We start from the raw sequence: 13522 nt of genomic DNA on the forward strand, positions 1-13522 counted from the left end.
AGCGCCTATTCGCGGTGTTCGTAGAAATCCTGGACGATCTTCCAAGCGGCTTCTGCCGTATCCACGAAGCTGATCAGCTTGACGTCGTCGGGCGCGATCGTGCCGAATTCGGCCAATGCCTCGAAATTGATAATGCTCCTCCAGAAGGTCTCGCCGAAGAGGATCAGCGGCAGGCGCTCCATGCGGCCGGTCTGGATCAGCGTCAGGCATTCGAAGAATTCGTCGAGCGTGCCGAAGCCGCCCGGGAAGACCGCGATCGCCTTGGCGCGCACCATGAAATGCATCTTGCGGATGGCGAAATAGTGGAAGTTGAAGCTGAGCTCCGGCGTCACATAGGCGTTCGGCGCCTGCTCGTGCGGCAGCACGATGTTGAGGCCGATCGAAGGGGCGCCCTCGTCGGCTGCGCCGCGATTGCCGGCCTCCATCACTCCGGGGCCGCCGCCGGTGACGATGACATATTCGTGGAAATTGAAGGTGGCAGAATATTTCGAGCAGAGCCGGGCGAATTTGCGCGCCTCGTCATAATAGACGGAAGCTGCCTCCAGGTTGACGCGCTGGATGTCGTTGCGGGCTGCCCAGGCGCTCTGGCCGGGGGCGGGAATGCGGGCGCCGCCGAACATGACGACTGTTGATTTGATGCCGCGTTCGGTCAGCATCATCTCCGGCTTCATCAGTTCCAGCTGCAGGCGGATCGGCCGCAGCTCCTCACGGCAGAGGAAATCCTCGTCGACATAGGCAAGGCGATAGGCAGGCGACATCGTCTGCGGAGTTTTCGGCACGGCTTCGGCGCGCTGCCTGTCGGTCGAGCTGCTCTTCAGCGGGTCCCATACGCCATCCTTGCGCCGCGAACCGCCGTTTCGTCCCTTCGCCATGTCGAAATGCCTTTCAGTATTGCCGGCCACCAAGCCGGATATGTCGCTATAACGCCTTGAATCCAGATATGATCTTGTCGGAAAAATCATTCCGTTCTACGGCTTCATGCTGTAGAGCAGGATACATCCCTGCCAACCGCATTCCGGAGACCCCGCCGTCTCCACGATAAAGATCGAAGTTTAAGGAATTCTCATGAGCGCCACCGACCTCGCATCCCTCGAAAAGATCATCGAAGCCGCCTTCGACAATCGCGACAATGTGAACACGTCGACGAAGGGCGAGGTTCGCGATGCGGTCGAAGCAGCGCTCGATCTGCTCGATGCCGGCAAGGCCCGTGTCGCCGAACGCTCCGCCGACGGCGCCTGGTCGGTCAATCAATGGCTGAAGAAGGCCGTGCTGCTGTCCTTCCGCCTCAACGATATGGACGTGGTCAAGGGCGGTTCGGGGAACTCGACCTGGTGGGACAAGGTTCCCTCGAAATTCGAGAACTGGGGCGAGAACCACTTCCGCGCCGCCGGCTTCCGCGCCGTGCCGAACTGCGTCGTGCGCCGCTCGGCTTACATCGCCCCGAACGCCATCCTGATGCCCTCCTTCGTCAATCTCGGCGCCTATGTCGGCGAAGGCACGATGGTCGATACCTGGGCGACGGTCGGCTCCTGCGCGCAGATCGGCAAACATGTGCATCTCTCCGGCGGCGTCGGCATTGGCGGCGTGTTGGAGCCGATGCAGGCGGGCCCGACGATCATCGAGGACAATTGCTTCATCGGCGCCCGTTCCGAGGTGGTCGAAGGCTGCATCATCCGCGAGGGCTCGGTGCTCGGCATGGGCGTCTTTATCGGCAAGTCGACCAAGATCGTCGACCGCGCCACCGGCGAGGTGACCTTTGGCGAAGTGCCGCCCTATTCCGTCGTCGTCGCCGGCTCGATGCCGTCGGGCAATGCGACGATGGGCAACGGCCAGCCGGCGCCGCATCTCTACTGCGCCGTCATCGTCAAGCGCGTCGATGAAAAGACCCGATCGAAGACCGGCATCAACGAGCTGCTCAGAGATTGATGACACCGGGACGTTGATCCGGTAAACAGACGGCGTCTTTTACGCGAGGCGGCCCCGCCTTGCCATGTCTTTGCCATTCCCGCCGGATAGTTCGACCGCCATGACCGCTACCGACCCCGTCGCCAATCTTCAGACGCTGATTCGCTGCCCGTCCGTGACGCCCGCCGAAGGCGGCGCACTGTCGGCGCTGGAGGCGATGCTTGCGCCGCTCGGCTTTTCTGTCGACAGGGTGAAGGCGAGCGAAGCCGGAACACCCGACATCGAAAACCTCTATGCCCGCCTCGGCAAGGATGGCCCGCATCTGATGTTTGCCGGCCATACCGATGTCGTGCCGGTCGGCGACGAAGCCGCCTGGACGCATCCGCCGTTTGAGGCCCAGATTTCGAAGGGCGAGCTTTTCGGCCGCGGCGCCGTCGACATGAAGGGCGGCATCGCCTGTTTCGTCGCCGCCGTCGCCCGCCATATCGAGAAAAACGGGCCGCCCAAGGGCTCGATTTCCTTCCTGATCACCGGCGACGAAGAAGGTCCGGCAATCAACGGCACGATCAAGCTGCTGCAATGGGCGGCCGAACGCGGCGAACGCTGGGATGCCTGCCTTGTCGGCGAGCCGACCAATCCGGACAGGCTCGGCGACATGATCAAGATCGGCCGGCGCGGCTCGCTGTCGGGTAAAATCACCGTGCACGGCGTGCAGGGCCATGCCGCCTATCCGCATCTTGCCGACAATCCGGTGCGCGGCATGCTGCAGCTGACGCAGGCGCTGATGGACCCGCCGTTTGACGGCGGCACCGACGATTTCCAGCCGTCGAACCTCGAAGTGACCACGGTCGATGTCGGCAATCCGGCAACCAACGTCATTCCGGCCAGGGCATCGGCAAGCTTCAACATCCGCTTCAACGACAGCTGGACGGTCGAGACGCTGCGTGCCGAAATCCTGCGCCGCCTCGATGCCGCCGCCCGGGATGGCGCCTTGCGGCCGAGCCGCCAACCGGTGGCCTATGATATCGTCTGGGCCGACCGGCCGAGCCATGTCTTCCTGACGCGCAACAATGCGCTGATCGCCTCGCTGTCTTCAGCCGTCGAAAGCGTTGCCGGCCAGTCGCCGAGGCTTTCGACCACCGGCGGCACATCGGATGCGCGCTTCATCAAGGATTATTGCCCGGTCGTCGAGTTCGGCCTCGTCGGCCAGACGATGCACATGGTCGACGAACGCGTCGCTGTCGCTGACCTGGAGACGCTGACGGTGATCTACGAAACCTTCATCGCCCGCTGGTTCGCCAATGCCGGGCTTTAGGGAGGTTCAATATTATCTGGCCGGCCTCTGGCTGCTGATCCGGCTGGATCCGCGCGGCTTCCGCTACCTCGATATGTCCGAGCGCGGCGTCAACCGTTCGTTCTGGGCGATGCTCTGGTGCCTGCCGCCGATGGGCATTTCCTGGCTCTGGTGGCGACAGGCCTTCCTGCGGGCGATGCCGCCGGAAGCCGATGTCGATTTTCCCTTCTATATCAGGCTCGGCCTCGTCGAGGTCGCCAACTGGTTCGTGCCGCTGGTCTTTGCCGGGCTGCTGCTGCTTGCCGTCCGCATGGGCGAGCGTTTTGCCCCGGTCGTCGTCAGCGTCAATTGGCTGGGCGTGCCGCTCTCCTATATCAACGGGCTGCTGCTGGCGCTGGTGTTCTTCCTGCCCGGCTCCGTCGGCCTCGTCTCGCTGCTGCTGCTCGCCTTCATGCTGGCGCAGGTCTTCGTGCTGGCGCGCATTCTCCGGATGATCTGCCACGGTCATGCGCTGATGGTCGGGGCGCTGACACTGGTGCTGCTCGTGCCATCGATGATCCTTTCGGAATATCTGCAGCACTTCCTCGGCATCTATCCCGTCTGAGTAAACTTACGAGGGATCGTCAGCATCCCTGTCATTAGCATCGGTATCGGTGACCGGCCTTCGGCGATCGGGGATCACGTCGGGATAATCCACCTGCATGAAATAGAGCCCGTCCGGCGGCGCCACTGGGCCGCAGGCCTTGCGGTCGCGCGCTTCAAGCGCCGCCTCGACATCATCAGGCGTCCATTTGCCTTCGCCGGCGAGCTTCAGCGTGCCGGCGAAGGAGCGGATCTGGTTGTGGAGAAAACTCTGCGCCGTGGCGCGGATCTCGATCAGTTCGCCGTTGCGCGTCACATCCAGCCGGTCGAGGGTGCGCACCGGGCTGTTTGCCTGGCAATGGGCGGCGCGGAAGGTGGAGAAATCGTGCTTGCCGACCAGCCTCTGGGCGGCAGCATGCATGACCTCGTGGTCGAGCACCTTCGGCACCCACCAGGCCTTGCCGGCTTCGAGCGCCAGCGGCGCCCGGCGGCTGACGATGCGATAGAGGTAATGGCGCCGCAGCGCCGAAAAACGCGCATCGAAGAACTCGGGAGCCACCCCGACGTCGAGAATGGAGACGCGCTCGCCGGCAAGCCTCAGATGCGCGTTCAACGCATTCTGCAGCTGGTAGGGCGACCACTCCTTCGAAAGATCGGCATGGATCACCTGCCCCATGGCGTGGACGCCGGAATCGGTACGGCCGGCGCCGCGCACCAAGACCGTCTCACCGGTCAGCGAAAGCACCGCCGCCTCGATCGCGCCCTGCACCGAGTGGCCATTTTCCTGCCGCTGCCAGCCGACATAGGGGCCGCCGTCATATTCGACGGTCATGCGGAAACGCGGCATCAGGAAAGCCTCGTGCCCGCCGCAAGCGGCGTGCCCCTGAGGAAATCGGCGGCCGCCAGCGGCTTGCCGCCGGCCTTCTGCAGCCTGGTCAGCCGCACCGCGCCCGAGCCGCAGGCGACCACGAGATCATCGGTCAGCAATCGCCCGGCAGCACCCTGCCCCTCAGCCAGTTCGGACGCCAGCACCTTCACCCGCTCCGGCTTGCCGCCGATCTCAAGCTCGAACCAGGCACCCGGAAACGGCGCCAGGCCGCGGATGTGATTGTGCACGTCGCTGGCATCCCTGGAAAAATCGATGCGCGTCTCGGCCTTGTCGATCTTGGCGGCATAGAGCACGCCGTCTTCCGGCTGCGGCGTCAGCGGCAGGTCGTTCATTTCGAGTTTCACCATGGCTTCCGCCATCGCCTTGGCGCCGACCAGCATCAGCCGGTCGTGCAGTTCGCCAGCCGTCATGTTCAGGCCGATCTCGATCTCGCGGGTGAGTGCCACGGCGCCGGTATCCAGACCCTTGTCCATCTTCATCACCATCATGCCGGTCTTTGCGTCACCGGCCATGATCGCCCGCTGGATCGGTGCCGCACCCCGCCAGCGCGGCAGCAGCGAGGCATGACCGTTGTAACAGCCATCGCGGGTGCCGTTCAAAATCGCTTCCGGCAGCAACAGTCCGTAGGCAACGACGACGCCGACATCGGCATTCAGGCCACGAAACCTCTCGCGCTCCTCGGGGTCCTTGAAATTGACCGGGGTGAAGACCGGCAGGCCGAGCAGTTCGGCCGCCTGATGCACCGGCGATTTCTGCAGATCGAGGCCGCGCCGCCCTCCCGGCCGTGGCGGCTGCGTATAGACCGCAACGATCCTGTGGCCGGCATCGACGAGCAGGCGCAGGGTCGGAACCGAGAACTCCGGGGTTCCCATGAAGATGATGCGAAGAGACATTTTATATCGCCAATTGAGGATCAACCGTCTTCAAACGGGTTTACGAGCTTGAGATCAAGCCCTTCGAAATCTCTGGTGTTGCGGGTCGCAAGCGTCGCGCCGTTTTCAAAGCAGATGGCGGCAATCATGGCATCCTGGACCGAAATCGGCCGCCCCATGTTTTCACGTTTCGCCCGCAAGCGACCGGTTGCCATGGCCGTTTCCGAATCCCAGCCGGCGATACGATCGCGAAACTGGCCTTTCACCAAATTCTCGATCGCGCGAAAGAAGCGGTCCGATCCTGTCTTCAAGAAAACCCTTTCGGCTCCGTAAATCTGCTCCATCAAGCCAACCGTGCAAAGCCAGATTCTCGCGCCATCCTGCCGCAACATCCAGGCCTTCACCTTTTCATTCGGCACTGGCCTGGCGAACTCGGAAATCACATTCGTATCGAGAACGATCATTCGAAATCCTCGAACGGCCGGCCGAAATCCTTTTTCCGCGCGGCCTCGATTTCGTCCATGATTGCAGCAAATTCATCGTCGACTGCGTTTTCGCTGACGAAAGCGGCGCGTATTGCTTCATACGCCGACAAAGTTTCGGGCTTTGCTTCTGTTTTTCTTTTCAGCGCTTCCCGCAAAAGCTCCTTGGCCTCGTCAGAAAGGCTGTTTCCGCTCCGCTGCGCCGATTCCGCAATGCCTCGCTTCATTGCTTCGGAAATATTTCTGATCAGAAAATCACCCATTCGGCGCCTCACTATGATATCAGTGATATCATAGTGCCTCGGCAGTGAATTTTCAACGCAGCGTCAGAGCGCCTTCGACTTCGCCGCCTTGGTGAATTTCTTGATCACCATCTCCCGCTTCAGCCGCGAGATATAATCGATGAACAGCACGCCGTTCAGGTGGTCGATCTCGTGCTGCAGGCAGGTGGCGAGCAGGCCGTCGGCTTCCACGGTCTGTTCCTTGCCGTTCCGGTCGAGATATTTGACCGAGACGACAGCCGGACGCTCGACCTCGGCATAATAATCCGGAATCGAAAGACAGCCTTCCTCATAGACGGAGCGCTCGTCGGAGGATTTGACGATCTCAGGATTGATGAAGACCTGCGGCTGCTTTTCCTCGCCCTCGCGCGAGATGTCGATGACGAGCATACGGCGCGGCACGCCGATCTGGATCGCGGCAAGGCCGATGCCCGGCGCGTCATACATGGTTTCCAGCATATCGTCGGCAAGACGCTGCAGGTCGGAATCCACCCGCTCGATCGGCTTGGACAGCTGGCGGAGAACGGGATCGGGAAGAATGATGAGTGGCTTGATGGTCATGGCGTTCCCATAACCCATCTTTTCCGACTATGGAATTATCCGGCAGCCGGGGAATACGCTTTTTTGCATCCCCGCCTGGAATTTCGCCATATTCGCCTCAGGCCGCCCGGCGGGCAGCACCGGCGGAACGGCCCTCCGGCCGGGCACGGAAGCGCTGCAGCAACTCGATCAGGGTCTCCACCTCGTCCTTGAGGCGGCGGGTTTCCGCCGAAGAGTGCTCGACCATGTCCGAATTCTGCTGGGTGATCGCACCCATGTTGCGGACGGCGAGGCTGACCTCGTTGACGCCGGTCGCCTGATCGCGGGCGGCGGCGGCGATATCGGCGACGAAACGGTTGATGATGTCGATGCGACTGATCATGTCATTCAGCGCCTCGCCGGTGCTGGAGACGATGCCGACGCCCTGATTGACCTGGGTCGAGCTCTGCGAGATCAGGTTCTTGATCTCCTTGGCCGCCTCCGCGGTGCGCTGGGCGAGCTGGCGGACTTCCTGGGCGACGACGGCAAAACCCTTGCCGGCATCACCGGCACGGGCCGCCTCGACACCGGCGTTCAGCGCCAGCAGGTTGGTCTGGAAGGCGATCTCATCGATGACGCCGATGATCTTGGAGATCCCGGTCGAGGATTTCTCGATGCCGGCCATCGCCGAGACGGCGCTGGTGACGAGTTCGCCGGAGTTCTTCGCCTTCTCTTGCGTCTCGCGCACGGCATCCGACGCCTTCTCGGCGTTGGCGGCCGTCTGGCCGACGCTGACGGACAGCTGCTGCAGCGCGGCCGAGCTCTCCTCGACGCCTGCCGCCTGCTGGGCGGTGCGCAGCGCCAGATCGTTGGTCGCGTTGGAAATGACGTCGGCTCCGGTCTTGATATGGCCGGAGGTCTCGCGCACGGATGCGAAGGACTGGCTTAGCGCCCTGACGGCGCGGTTGTAGTCCTCCGCCATCTGCCGGAAATTGCCCGGCAGGTCGGACGGCAGGGTGGCTTCGAGATCGCCGTTCGACAGCGCTTCCAGACCACGGCGCAGTTGCTCCAGCGCAATCGCCTGATCGGATTCGGCCTCAGCGCGCTGCTCTTCCAAGGCGCGGCGCTTTGCTTCGAGCGTCTCGAGATAGACCGAGATGGAATAATCCATGTCGAGCATGCCTGATTTGACGATCGCCGACAGCTTCTCGGCCAGCAGCTTGCCCTCTCGGCGCGCGAAGATCGAAGGCCACTGCTTTTCCATGATGCCCTTGACGAGTTCGGACATGACGATGGCGTAACCGCCGATAGACCAGCGCGGTTCTAGCCCCATGCGCTCATGCATGCGGCCGACCGCGGTCACGTCGTCGACATAGCGCTCGTCGAACGTGCCACCAGTAAGATTGGTCCAATGATCCTGCTGACGCTTCTTGGCATGGCCCAGTTGGGACTTGTCGGCGACAGCGGGGGTCTTGGCGATCTTGGCGTAGAATTTGTCGAGGGCGCCGCCGATCAGCTCCGATATGACCGGGCGCAGATCCCGCATCGACTTGCGCGCCGCTTCATCCAGTTCGATGAAATCGAGGCGCTGCCTGAGGGCACTGTCGGTCTGCTGGGCGGTCATGGAGATCTCTGTACTTGGCGCGACGCGCGCGGGAAGGAATTTCTGCGCCGCAGGTTTTGGCCAATATGGTTGAGCAATCGTTAAATCGGACGGTGATTTCTTCTCCCCGAGCGAGGAAGAGCGATCGCTTGAAAGGATATTGAGGGCGGCTCATTCCGTTCACGTTTTGATCTATATATCGCCACTTCTTCTGTTATGCTTGCGCCATGACCATCCATTCCGAATCGCTCGCCCTTGCCCTTGCCTCGATCAGCCCGGCCATGCTGGCGCTTGTCGGCGGCGTTCTCGCCGCCCTCGCCCTGCTGGTGATCGTGCTTCTCCTGCGCGGCGCCAGCCTTCGCCGCGAGCAGGCGGAGGAAGCGAGCTTTCGCGCTGAGGAAAACGAAGCGCGCATGGCCGAGCTTTTGAAGATCCAGGCGGAGATGCAGGGCCGCATCGCGGCGATGACCGAGGTCTTCGGCGCGCGGCAGAGCGAACTCAACCAGACGATCAGCCAACGCCTCGACGGCATGTCGCAGCGCGTCAGCTCGACGATCACCGAGCAGACCAAATCGACGCATGAGAACCTGCAACGGCTGCAGGAGCGGCTGGCGGTCATCGATGCCGCGCAGAACAATATCCAGACGCTTGCCAAGGATGTCGTCGGGCTGCAGGCTATTCTGTCCAACAAGCAGACGCGCGGCGCCTTCGGCCAGTCCAGGATGGAAACGATCGTCGCCGACGGTCTGCCGATGGGCGCCTACGCCTTCCAGCAGACGCTGTCCAACGGTTCGCGGCCGGACTGCACGATCCGCATGCCGAACGGCGCGCCGCCGCTGGTGATCGACGCAAAATTTCCGCTCGAAGCCTGGAACGCGATCCGCGACGCCGGCAGCCCCGAGGCCGGCAAGATCGCCGGCCAGCAGTTCCGCCGCGACATGGAGGTCCATATAAGGGACATTTCCGAGAAATATCTGATCCAGGGGGAAACCCAGGATACGGCCTTTCTCTTCGTGCCGTCCGAATCGATCTTCGCCGAGATCCACGAGCACTTCGAGCCGGTGGTGCAGAAGGCGCACCGCGCGCGCATCGTCATCGTCTCGCCGTCGCTGCTGATGCTGTCGATCCAGGTCATCCAGGCCGTGCTCAAGGACCAGCGCATGCGGGCGCAGGCGCATCTGATCCAGGGCGAAGTGGCGATCCTGATGGATGATCTCAGCCGCCTCGACGAGCGGGTGCGCAAACTGCAGGGTCATTTCGCCATGGCGCAGAAGGATATCGACATGGTGGTCACGTCAGCCGACAAGCTCGCTAAGCGCGGCGCCAAGATCGAAGCGCTGGAATTCGAGGCAGGCGGCGGCGACACTAAACCCGCCCGCGACAACGAAGCCGCGGCCAAATCGGTGGAGAGCCGCACCGGTCTTCTGAAGCTCCGGGTGGTTGACGAGGACTGACCGCTTCGGGCAGTGTCTCGTCCGCGTGAAGCAGTAGGAGCATGATGTCGTCCGAAAACCGATCACACTTTTCGGAATCATGCTCCAGAAGACGGGACACATTCATGATCACAGTTTTCGGGTCCATCAACATGGATCTCATCGCCACGACCGAGCGCCTGCCGAAGCCCGGCGAGACGGTAGCCGGCAACGGCTTTGCCACGGCCGCCGGCGGCAAGGGCGCCAACCAGGCGCTGGCGGCCCGGCGCGCCGGCCGCTACGTGCATATGGCCGGCGCCGTCGGCAAGGATGCTTTCGCTGAGGAGGCGCTGGCCCTGCTCGATGATGCAGGTACCGACCTTTCTCTGATCAAACATGTCGACGGTCCCACCGGAACGGCGCTGATCCTTGTCGGCGGCGACGGAGAAAACATGATTGCCGTCGTTCCCGGCGCCAATGGCCAGGTCACACCTGCCGATGCCGAGACGGCAATCGGCCGCATGAACGAAGGCGATATCCTGATGCTGCAGCTCGAAGTGCCGGCTGCGGCCGTCGAAGGCGCGCTGTCGGCGGCCCGCGCCAAGGGCGTCACCAGCATCCTCAACCTCGCGCCGCTGATCCCCGATGCGCCGCGTCTCGGCCGGCTCGCCGATATCGTCATTGCCAACGAGACCGAGTTCGAGCGGCTCGCCGGGCAGGAGGGCATGGACGCGCAAGCACGGGAGGCAGCCCTTGTGCATCTGCATGCGGAGACGGGCCAGACGCTGATCGTGACGCTCGGCGCCGACGGGGTCATCGCCATTCGTGACGGGGCGATTTCAAGGGCGCAGGGCCTCAAGATCGAACCTGTCGATACGGTCGGCGCCGGAGACACTTTCTGCGGCTATTTCGCTGCCAGCCTCGACGACGGCCTCGATTTTGTCTCGGCGCTGCGCCGTGCGGCGGTTGCCGGTTCGCTCGCCTGCCTCAAGGCCGGGGCGCAACCTTCGATCCCTTTGAGCGAGGAAGTCGCAGACAGGATATAGTCCGCGTCTCTTAGCGAAGCCGCCGGCAAAACTCCCGGTAATTCAGGGCGTTCCGGCGATTTTCCTCGGCTCGATCGATCGAATTTCATTCAAATTTAAGAGATCTCCGGCGATGTTGCCCGTGGTCGCTGGTTCCTTGCGCTTTTGGAATCCAGCTGTCCACGCGGCTGCTCCATGACGGGGCGAAGCCTTTGCTCCTGCGCCGGAGAATGCCCGTTCGGCGCATCCTTGCCCGAGGACCCCATGTTCATTTTTCGCATGAAATCGCTTGCCGCGAAACTCATCGTCATCACCGGCATCGCCATCGCGCTTGTTCTCATCGTTTCGAACTTTTTCCTCATCGGCCAGACCCGGGATCGCGTCCAGACGCTGACGATGGATCAGGCCAACCTCGAGGCAAAGTCGATCGCCAATGAAATCGCCGCCAATGTCGGCGAACTCGCCAGCGCCGCACGCACCATGTCGGGCGTCATCGGCCGCGGCCATGAAGGCAAGTCGCTCGATCGCAAGGGCATGATCAACGTGCTGAAGGCGAATCTCGAGCAGAATGCCTTCGCCTTCGGCAGCTGGTTCTGCGAGCAGCTCGGCGCGCTTGACGGCAAGAGCACCGAGATCGCCAACAACAATGACGAAGGCACCAACAAGAACGGCGCCTTCACGCCTTACTGGTCGAAGACCAAGGACGGCGGCATCCAATATTCGACCTTCGACAATGATTACAGCGCCGCATGGTGGAAGCTCGCCGCCGACAGCGGCAAGGGCGCGATCACCACGCCCTATATGGCCGAAGGAACCGACGTGCCGACGCTGCTGACCTCGATTGCCTATCCGGTCATGTCTGGTGGTAAGATGATCGGCGTCGGTGGCGTCGATATTTCGCTGAAGTCGTTGACCGATAAGCTGCAGGCACTGCATCCTTTCGGTTCGGGCCGCGTCACGCTGCTGTCGCAGGCCGGCAACTGGATCGTCGCGCCGATCCCCGAGCTGATGACCAAGGAATATGACGGCGAGGGCGCCGATATCGTCAAGTCGGCGCTGTCGAGCAAACAGCCCGGCCTCGTCAGGAACCTCACTTATGATGGCCTCGATCCCTTCGATCGCGTCGTCTATCCGTTCGCGGTCCCCGGCGTCAACGCCACCTGGGTCGTGCTCGTCGACGTGCCGCACACGGCAATCAACGCGCCGGTGCGAGACCAGACCTATATGATGATTATCAACGGGCTGATCGTGCTTGGCGCCGTCATGCTGGCGCTCTATTTCGCCATCCGCTCTTTCGTGCAGCGGCCGCTCGGCGGGCTGGTCGCCAGCGTCAAGGCGCTGAGCGACGGCCAGTATGGCGAACCGGTCGCCGCCCAGGACCGCAGCGACGAAGTCGGTTCTGTCGCCAAGGCGCTCGAAGGCTTCCGCTTCACCCTCGCCGACAGCCGCCGCCTCGAAGACGAGGCCGCAGACCAGCGGAAGGCGGCCGAGACCGAGCGCAGCCGCTCGGAATCGGAGCGCCAGGAATCGGTGTCGCTGCAGCGCCATATCGTCTCGATCGTCGGCGCCGGCCTTTCCGAACTGTCGCAGGGCAATCTCACCCACCGCATCACCGACGAGTTCCCCGGCGAATACGGCAAGCTGAAGCAGGATTTCAACGCCGCGCTCGCGAGCCTCGAAGAGACCATCAACACGATGAACCTCAGCGTCGCCAATATCGGCTCAGGCACCGGTGAAATCAGCAACAGCGCTTCCGACCTCGCCAAGCGCACCGAGCAGCAGGCTGCCAGCCTGGAAGAGACGGCGGCCGCGCTCAACGAACTCACCGCGCAGGTCGATTCCAGCGCCGAGAATGCGCGCACGGCGGCCGACAACGTCAACCTCGCCTGCCAGGACGCCGAAAAGTCCGGCGAAGTGGTGCAGAAGGCGATCGCCTCGATGCAAGGGATCGAACAGTCCTCGACGGAGGTTTCGCGGATCATCGGCGTCATCGACGAGATCGCCTTCCAGACCAACCTGCTCGCCCTGAACGCCGGCGTCGAGGCGGCCCGTGCCGGGGAAGCCGGCAAGGGTTTTGCCGTCGTCGCCCAGGAGGTGCGTGAACTCGCACAGCGTTCGGCCAATGCCGCCAAGGAGATCAAGACGCTGATCAACAGTTCGGCCGTCCAGGTCAAGGAAGGCGTCGATCTCGTCGGGCGCGCCGGCGGCACGCTGCACAAGATCGCCGAACAGGTGATGGGCATCAACGACCTCATCCGGCAGATCTCGGCATCGGCCAGCGAACAGGCTGTCGGCCTGAAGGAAATCAACCAGGCCATGAACCAGATGGACCAGGTGACGCAGCAGAATGCAGCCATGGTAGAGGAAGCGACCGCTGCCAGCGTCGCGCTCAACGACGAGGCACAGACGCTGAAGGCGCTCGCCACGCGCTTCAACGTCTCGGGTTCGGGCAACGCCGCGGCCCTCGCCTCCGTCGCGCAAAGGATGCGGACACCGGCGACTTCAGCCCTTTCGCCTCGCGCGAGCGCACCAGCGGTCCGCCGCGCGGCTGCCCCGTCGCGCGGATCCGCTGCCGTGGCGAAGGACAGCTGGGAAGAGTTCTGATCGTTCAGCCCCTCGTAACGCAAAAGGCGCCTGGGAGATCAGGCGCCTTTTTGC

General features: G+C 62.8%; 13 protein-coding genes. 6 read left to right on the forward strand and 7 right to left on the reverse strand.

Annotation, left to right across the window (positions count from 1 at the left end):
• Window positions 1-5: 5 nt before the first annotated feature.
• On the reverse strand, window positions 6-872 hold the full coding sequence (locus tag G9X67_RS23440) for an LOG family protein (RefSeq protein ID WP_138332330.1): 867 nt from the start codon (window positions 870-872) through the stop codon (window positions 6-8).
• Window positions 873-1065: 193 nt separating this feature from the next.
• On the opposite strand from G9X67_RS23440, the gene dapD reads away from it, so the two are divergent.
• From dapD to G9X67_RS23455, 3 genes are all read left to right on the forward strand, one after another.
• Window positions 1066-1926 (forward strand): 2,3,4,5-tetrahydropyridine-2,6-dicarboxylate N-succinyltransferase, encoded by an 861-nt coding sequence (gene dapD / locus G9X67_RS23445; protein ID WP_171599813.1) that lies wholly within the window; start codon window positions 1066-1068, stop codon window positions 1924-1926.
• A 100-nt stretch (window positions 1927-2026) separates the two neighbouring features.
• Window positions 2027-3220, forward strand: coding sequence for a succinyl-diaminopimelate desuccinylase (dapE, locus tag G9X67_RS23450; RefSeq protein WP_171599814.1), 1194 nt, complete (start codon window positions 2027-2029; stop codon window positions 3218-3220).
• Window positions 3207-3803, forward strand: a complete 597-nt coding sequence (locus tag G9X67_RS23455; RefSeq protein ID WP_171599815.1) for a hypothetical protein — start codon at window positions 3207-3209, stop codon at window positions 3801-3803. Before dapE ends, G9X67_RS23455 begins: the two co-directional genes overlap by 14 nt.
• Window positions 3804-3809: 6 nt before the next feature.
• Here G9X67_RS23455 and truA read toward each other — a convergent pair whose 3' ends face one another.
• The 6 genes from truA to G9X67_RS23485 form a co-directional block, all read right to left on the reverse strand.
• Entirely contained in the window at window positions 3810-4628 is an 819-nt protein-coding gene (gene truA / locus G9X67_RS23460) for a tRNA pseudouridine(38-40) synthase TruA (protein ID WP_171599816.1), read from the reverse strand.
• Entirely contained in the window at window positions 4628-5563 is a 936-nt protein-coding gene (fmt, locus tag G9X67_RS23465) for a methionyl-tRNA formyltransferase (protein WP_138388327.1), read from the reverse strand. The genes truA and fmt overlap by 1 nt, the downstream gene beginning before the upstream one ends.
• A 20-nt stretch (window positions 5564-5583) precedes the next feature.
• On the reverse strand, window positions 5584-6006 hold the full coding sequence (locus G9X67_RS23470; RefSeq protein WP_171599817.1) for a type II toxin-antitoxin system VapC family toxin: 423 nt from the start codon (window positions 6004-6006) through the stop codon (window positions 5584-5586).
• Window positions 6003-6287, reverse strand: a complete 285-nt coding sequence (locus G9X67_RS23475) for a plasmid stabilization protein (protein WP_171599818.1) — start codon at window positions 6285-6287, stop codon at window positions 6003-6005. The genes G9X67_RS23470 and G9X67_RS23475 overlap by 4 nt, the downstream gene beginning before the upstream one ends.
• Before the next feature lie 63 nt (window positions 6288-6350).
• Window positions 6351-6866, reverse strand: a complete 516-nt coding sequence (gene def, locus G9X67_RS23480) for a peptide deformylase (RefSeq protein ID WP_020397424.1) — start codon at window positions 6864-6866, stop codon at window positions 6351-6353.
• Between the two features lie 97 nt (window positions 6867-6963).
• The gene (locus G9X67_RS23485) at window positions 6964-8448 is read right to left on the reverse strand and encodes a globin-coupled sensor protein (RefSeq protein WP_171599819.1); all 1485 of its coding nucleotides are present in this window, start codon (window positions 8446-8448) and stop codon (window positions 6964-6966) included.
• Between the two features lie 206 nt (window positions 8449-8654).
• Here G9X67_RS23485 and G9X67_RS23490 point away from each other — a divergent pair, with 206 nt between their 5' ends.
• From G9X67_RS23490 to G9X67_RS23500, 3 genes are all read left to right on the forward strand, one after another.
• Entirely contained in the window at window positions 8655-9881 is a 1227-nt protein-coding gene (locus G9X67_RS23490; RefSeq protein WP_138332321.1) for a DNA recombination protein RmuC, read from the forward strand.
• 104 nt (window positions 9882-9985) lie between these two features.
• A complete protein-coding gene (locus G9X67_RS23495) occupies window positions 9986-10885 on the forward strand; it encodes a ribokinase (RefSeq protein WP_171599820.1) in 900 nt (299 codons plus the stop codon).
• Between the two features lie 243 nt (window positions 10886-11128).
• Window positions 11129-13468, forward strand: a complete 2340-nt coding sequence (locus tag G9X67_RS23500; protein ID WP_171599821.1) for a methyl-accepting chemotaxis protein — start codon at window positions 11129-11131, stop codon at window positions 13466-13468.
• Window positions 13469-13522: the final 54 nt, after the last annotated feature.

Source organism: Rhizobium sp. WYCCWR 11152 (genome assembly GCF_013087615.1).
GTDB classification, from domain to species: domain Bacteria; phylum Pseudomonadota; class Alphaproteobacteria; order Rhizobiales; family Rhizobiaceae; genus Rhizobium; species Rhizobium indicum.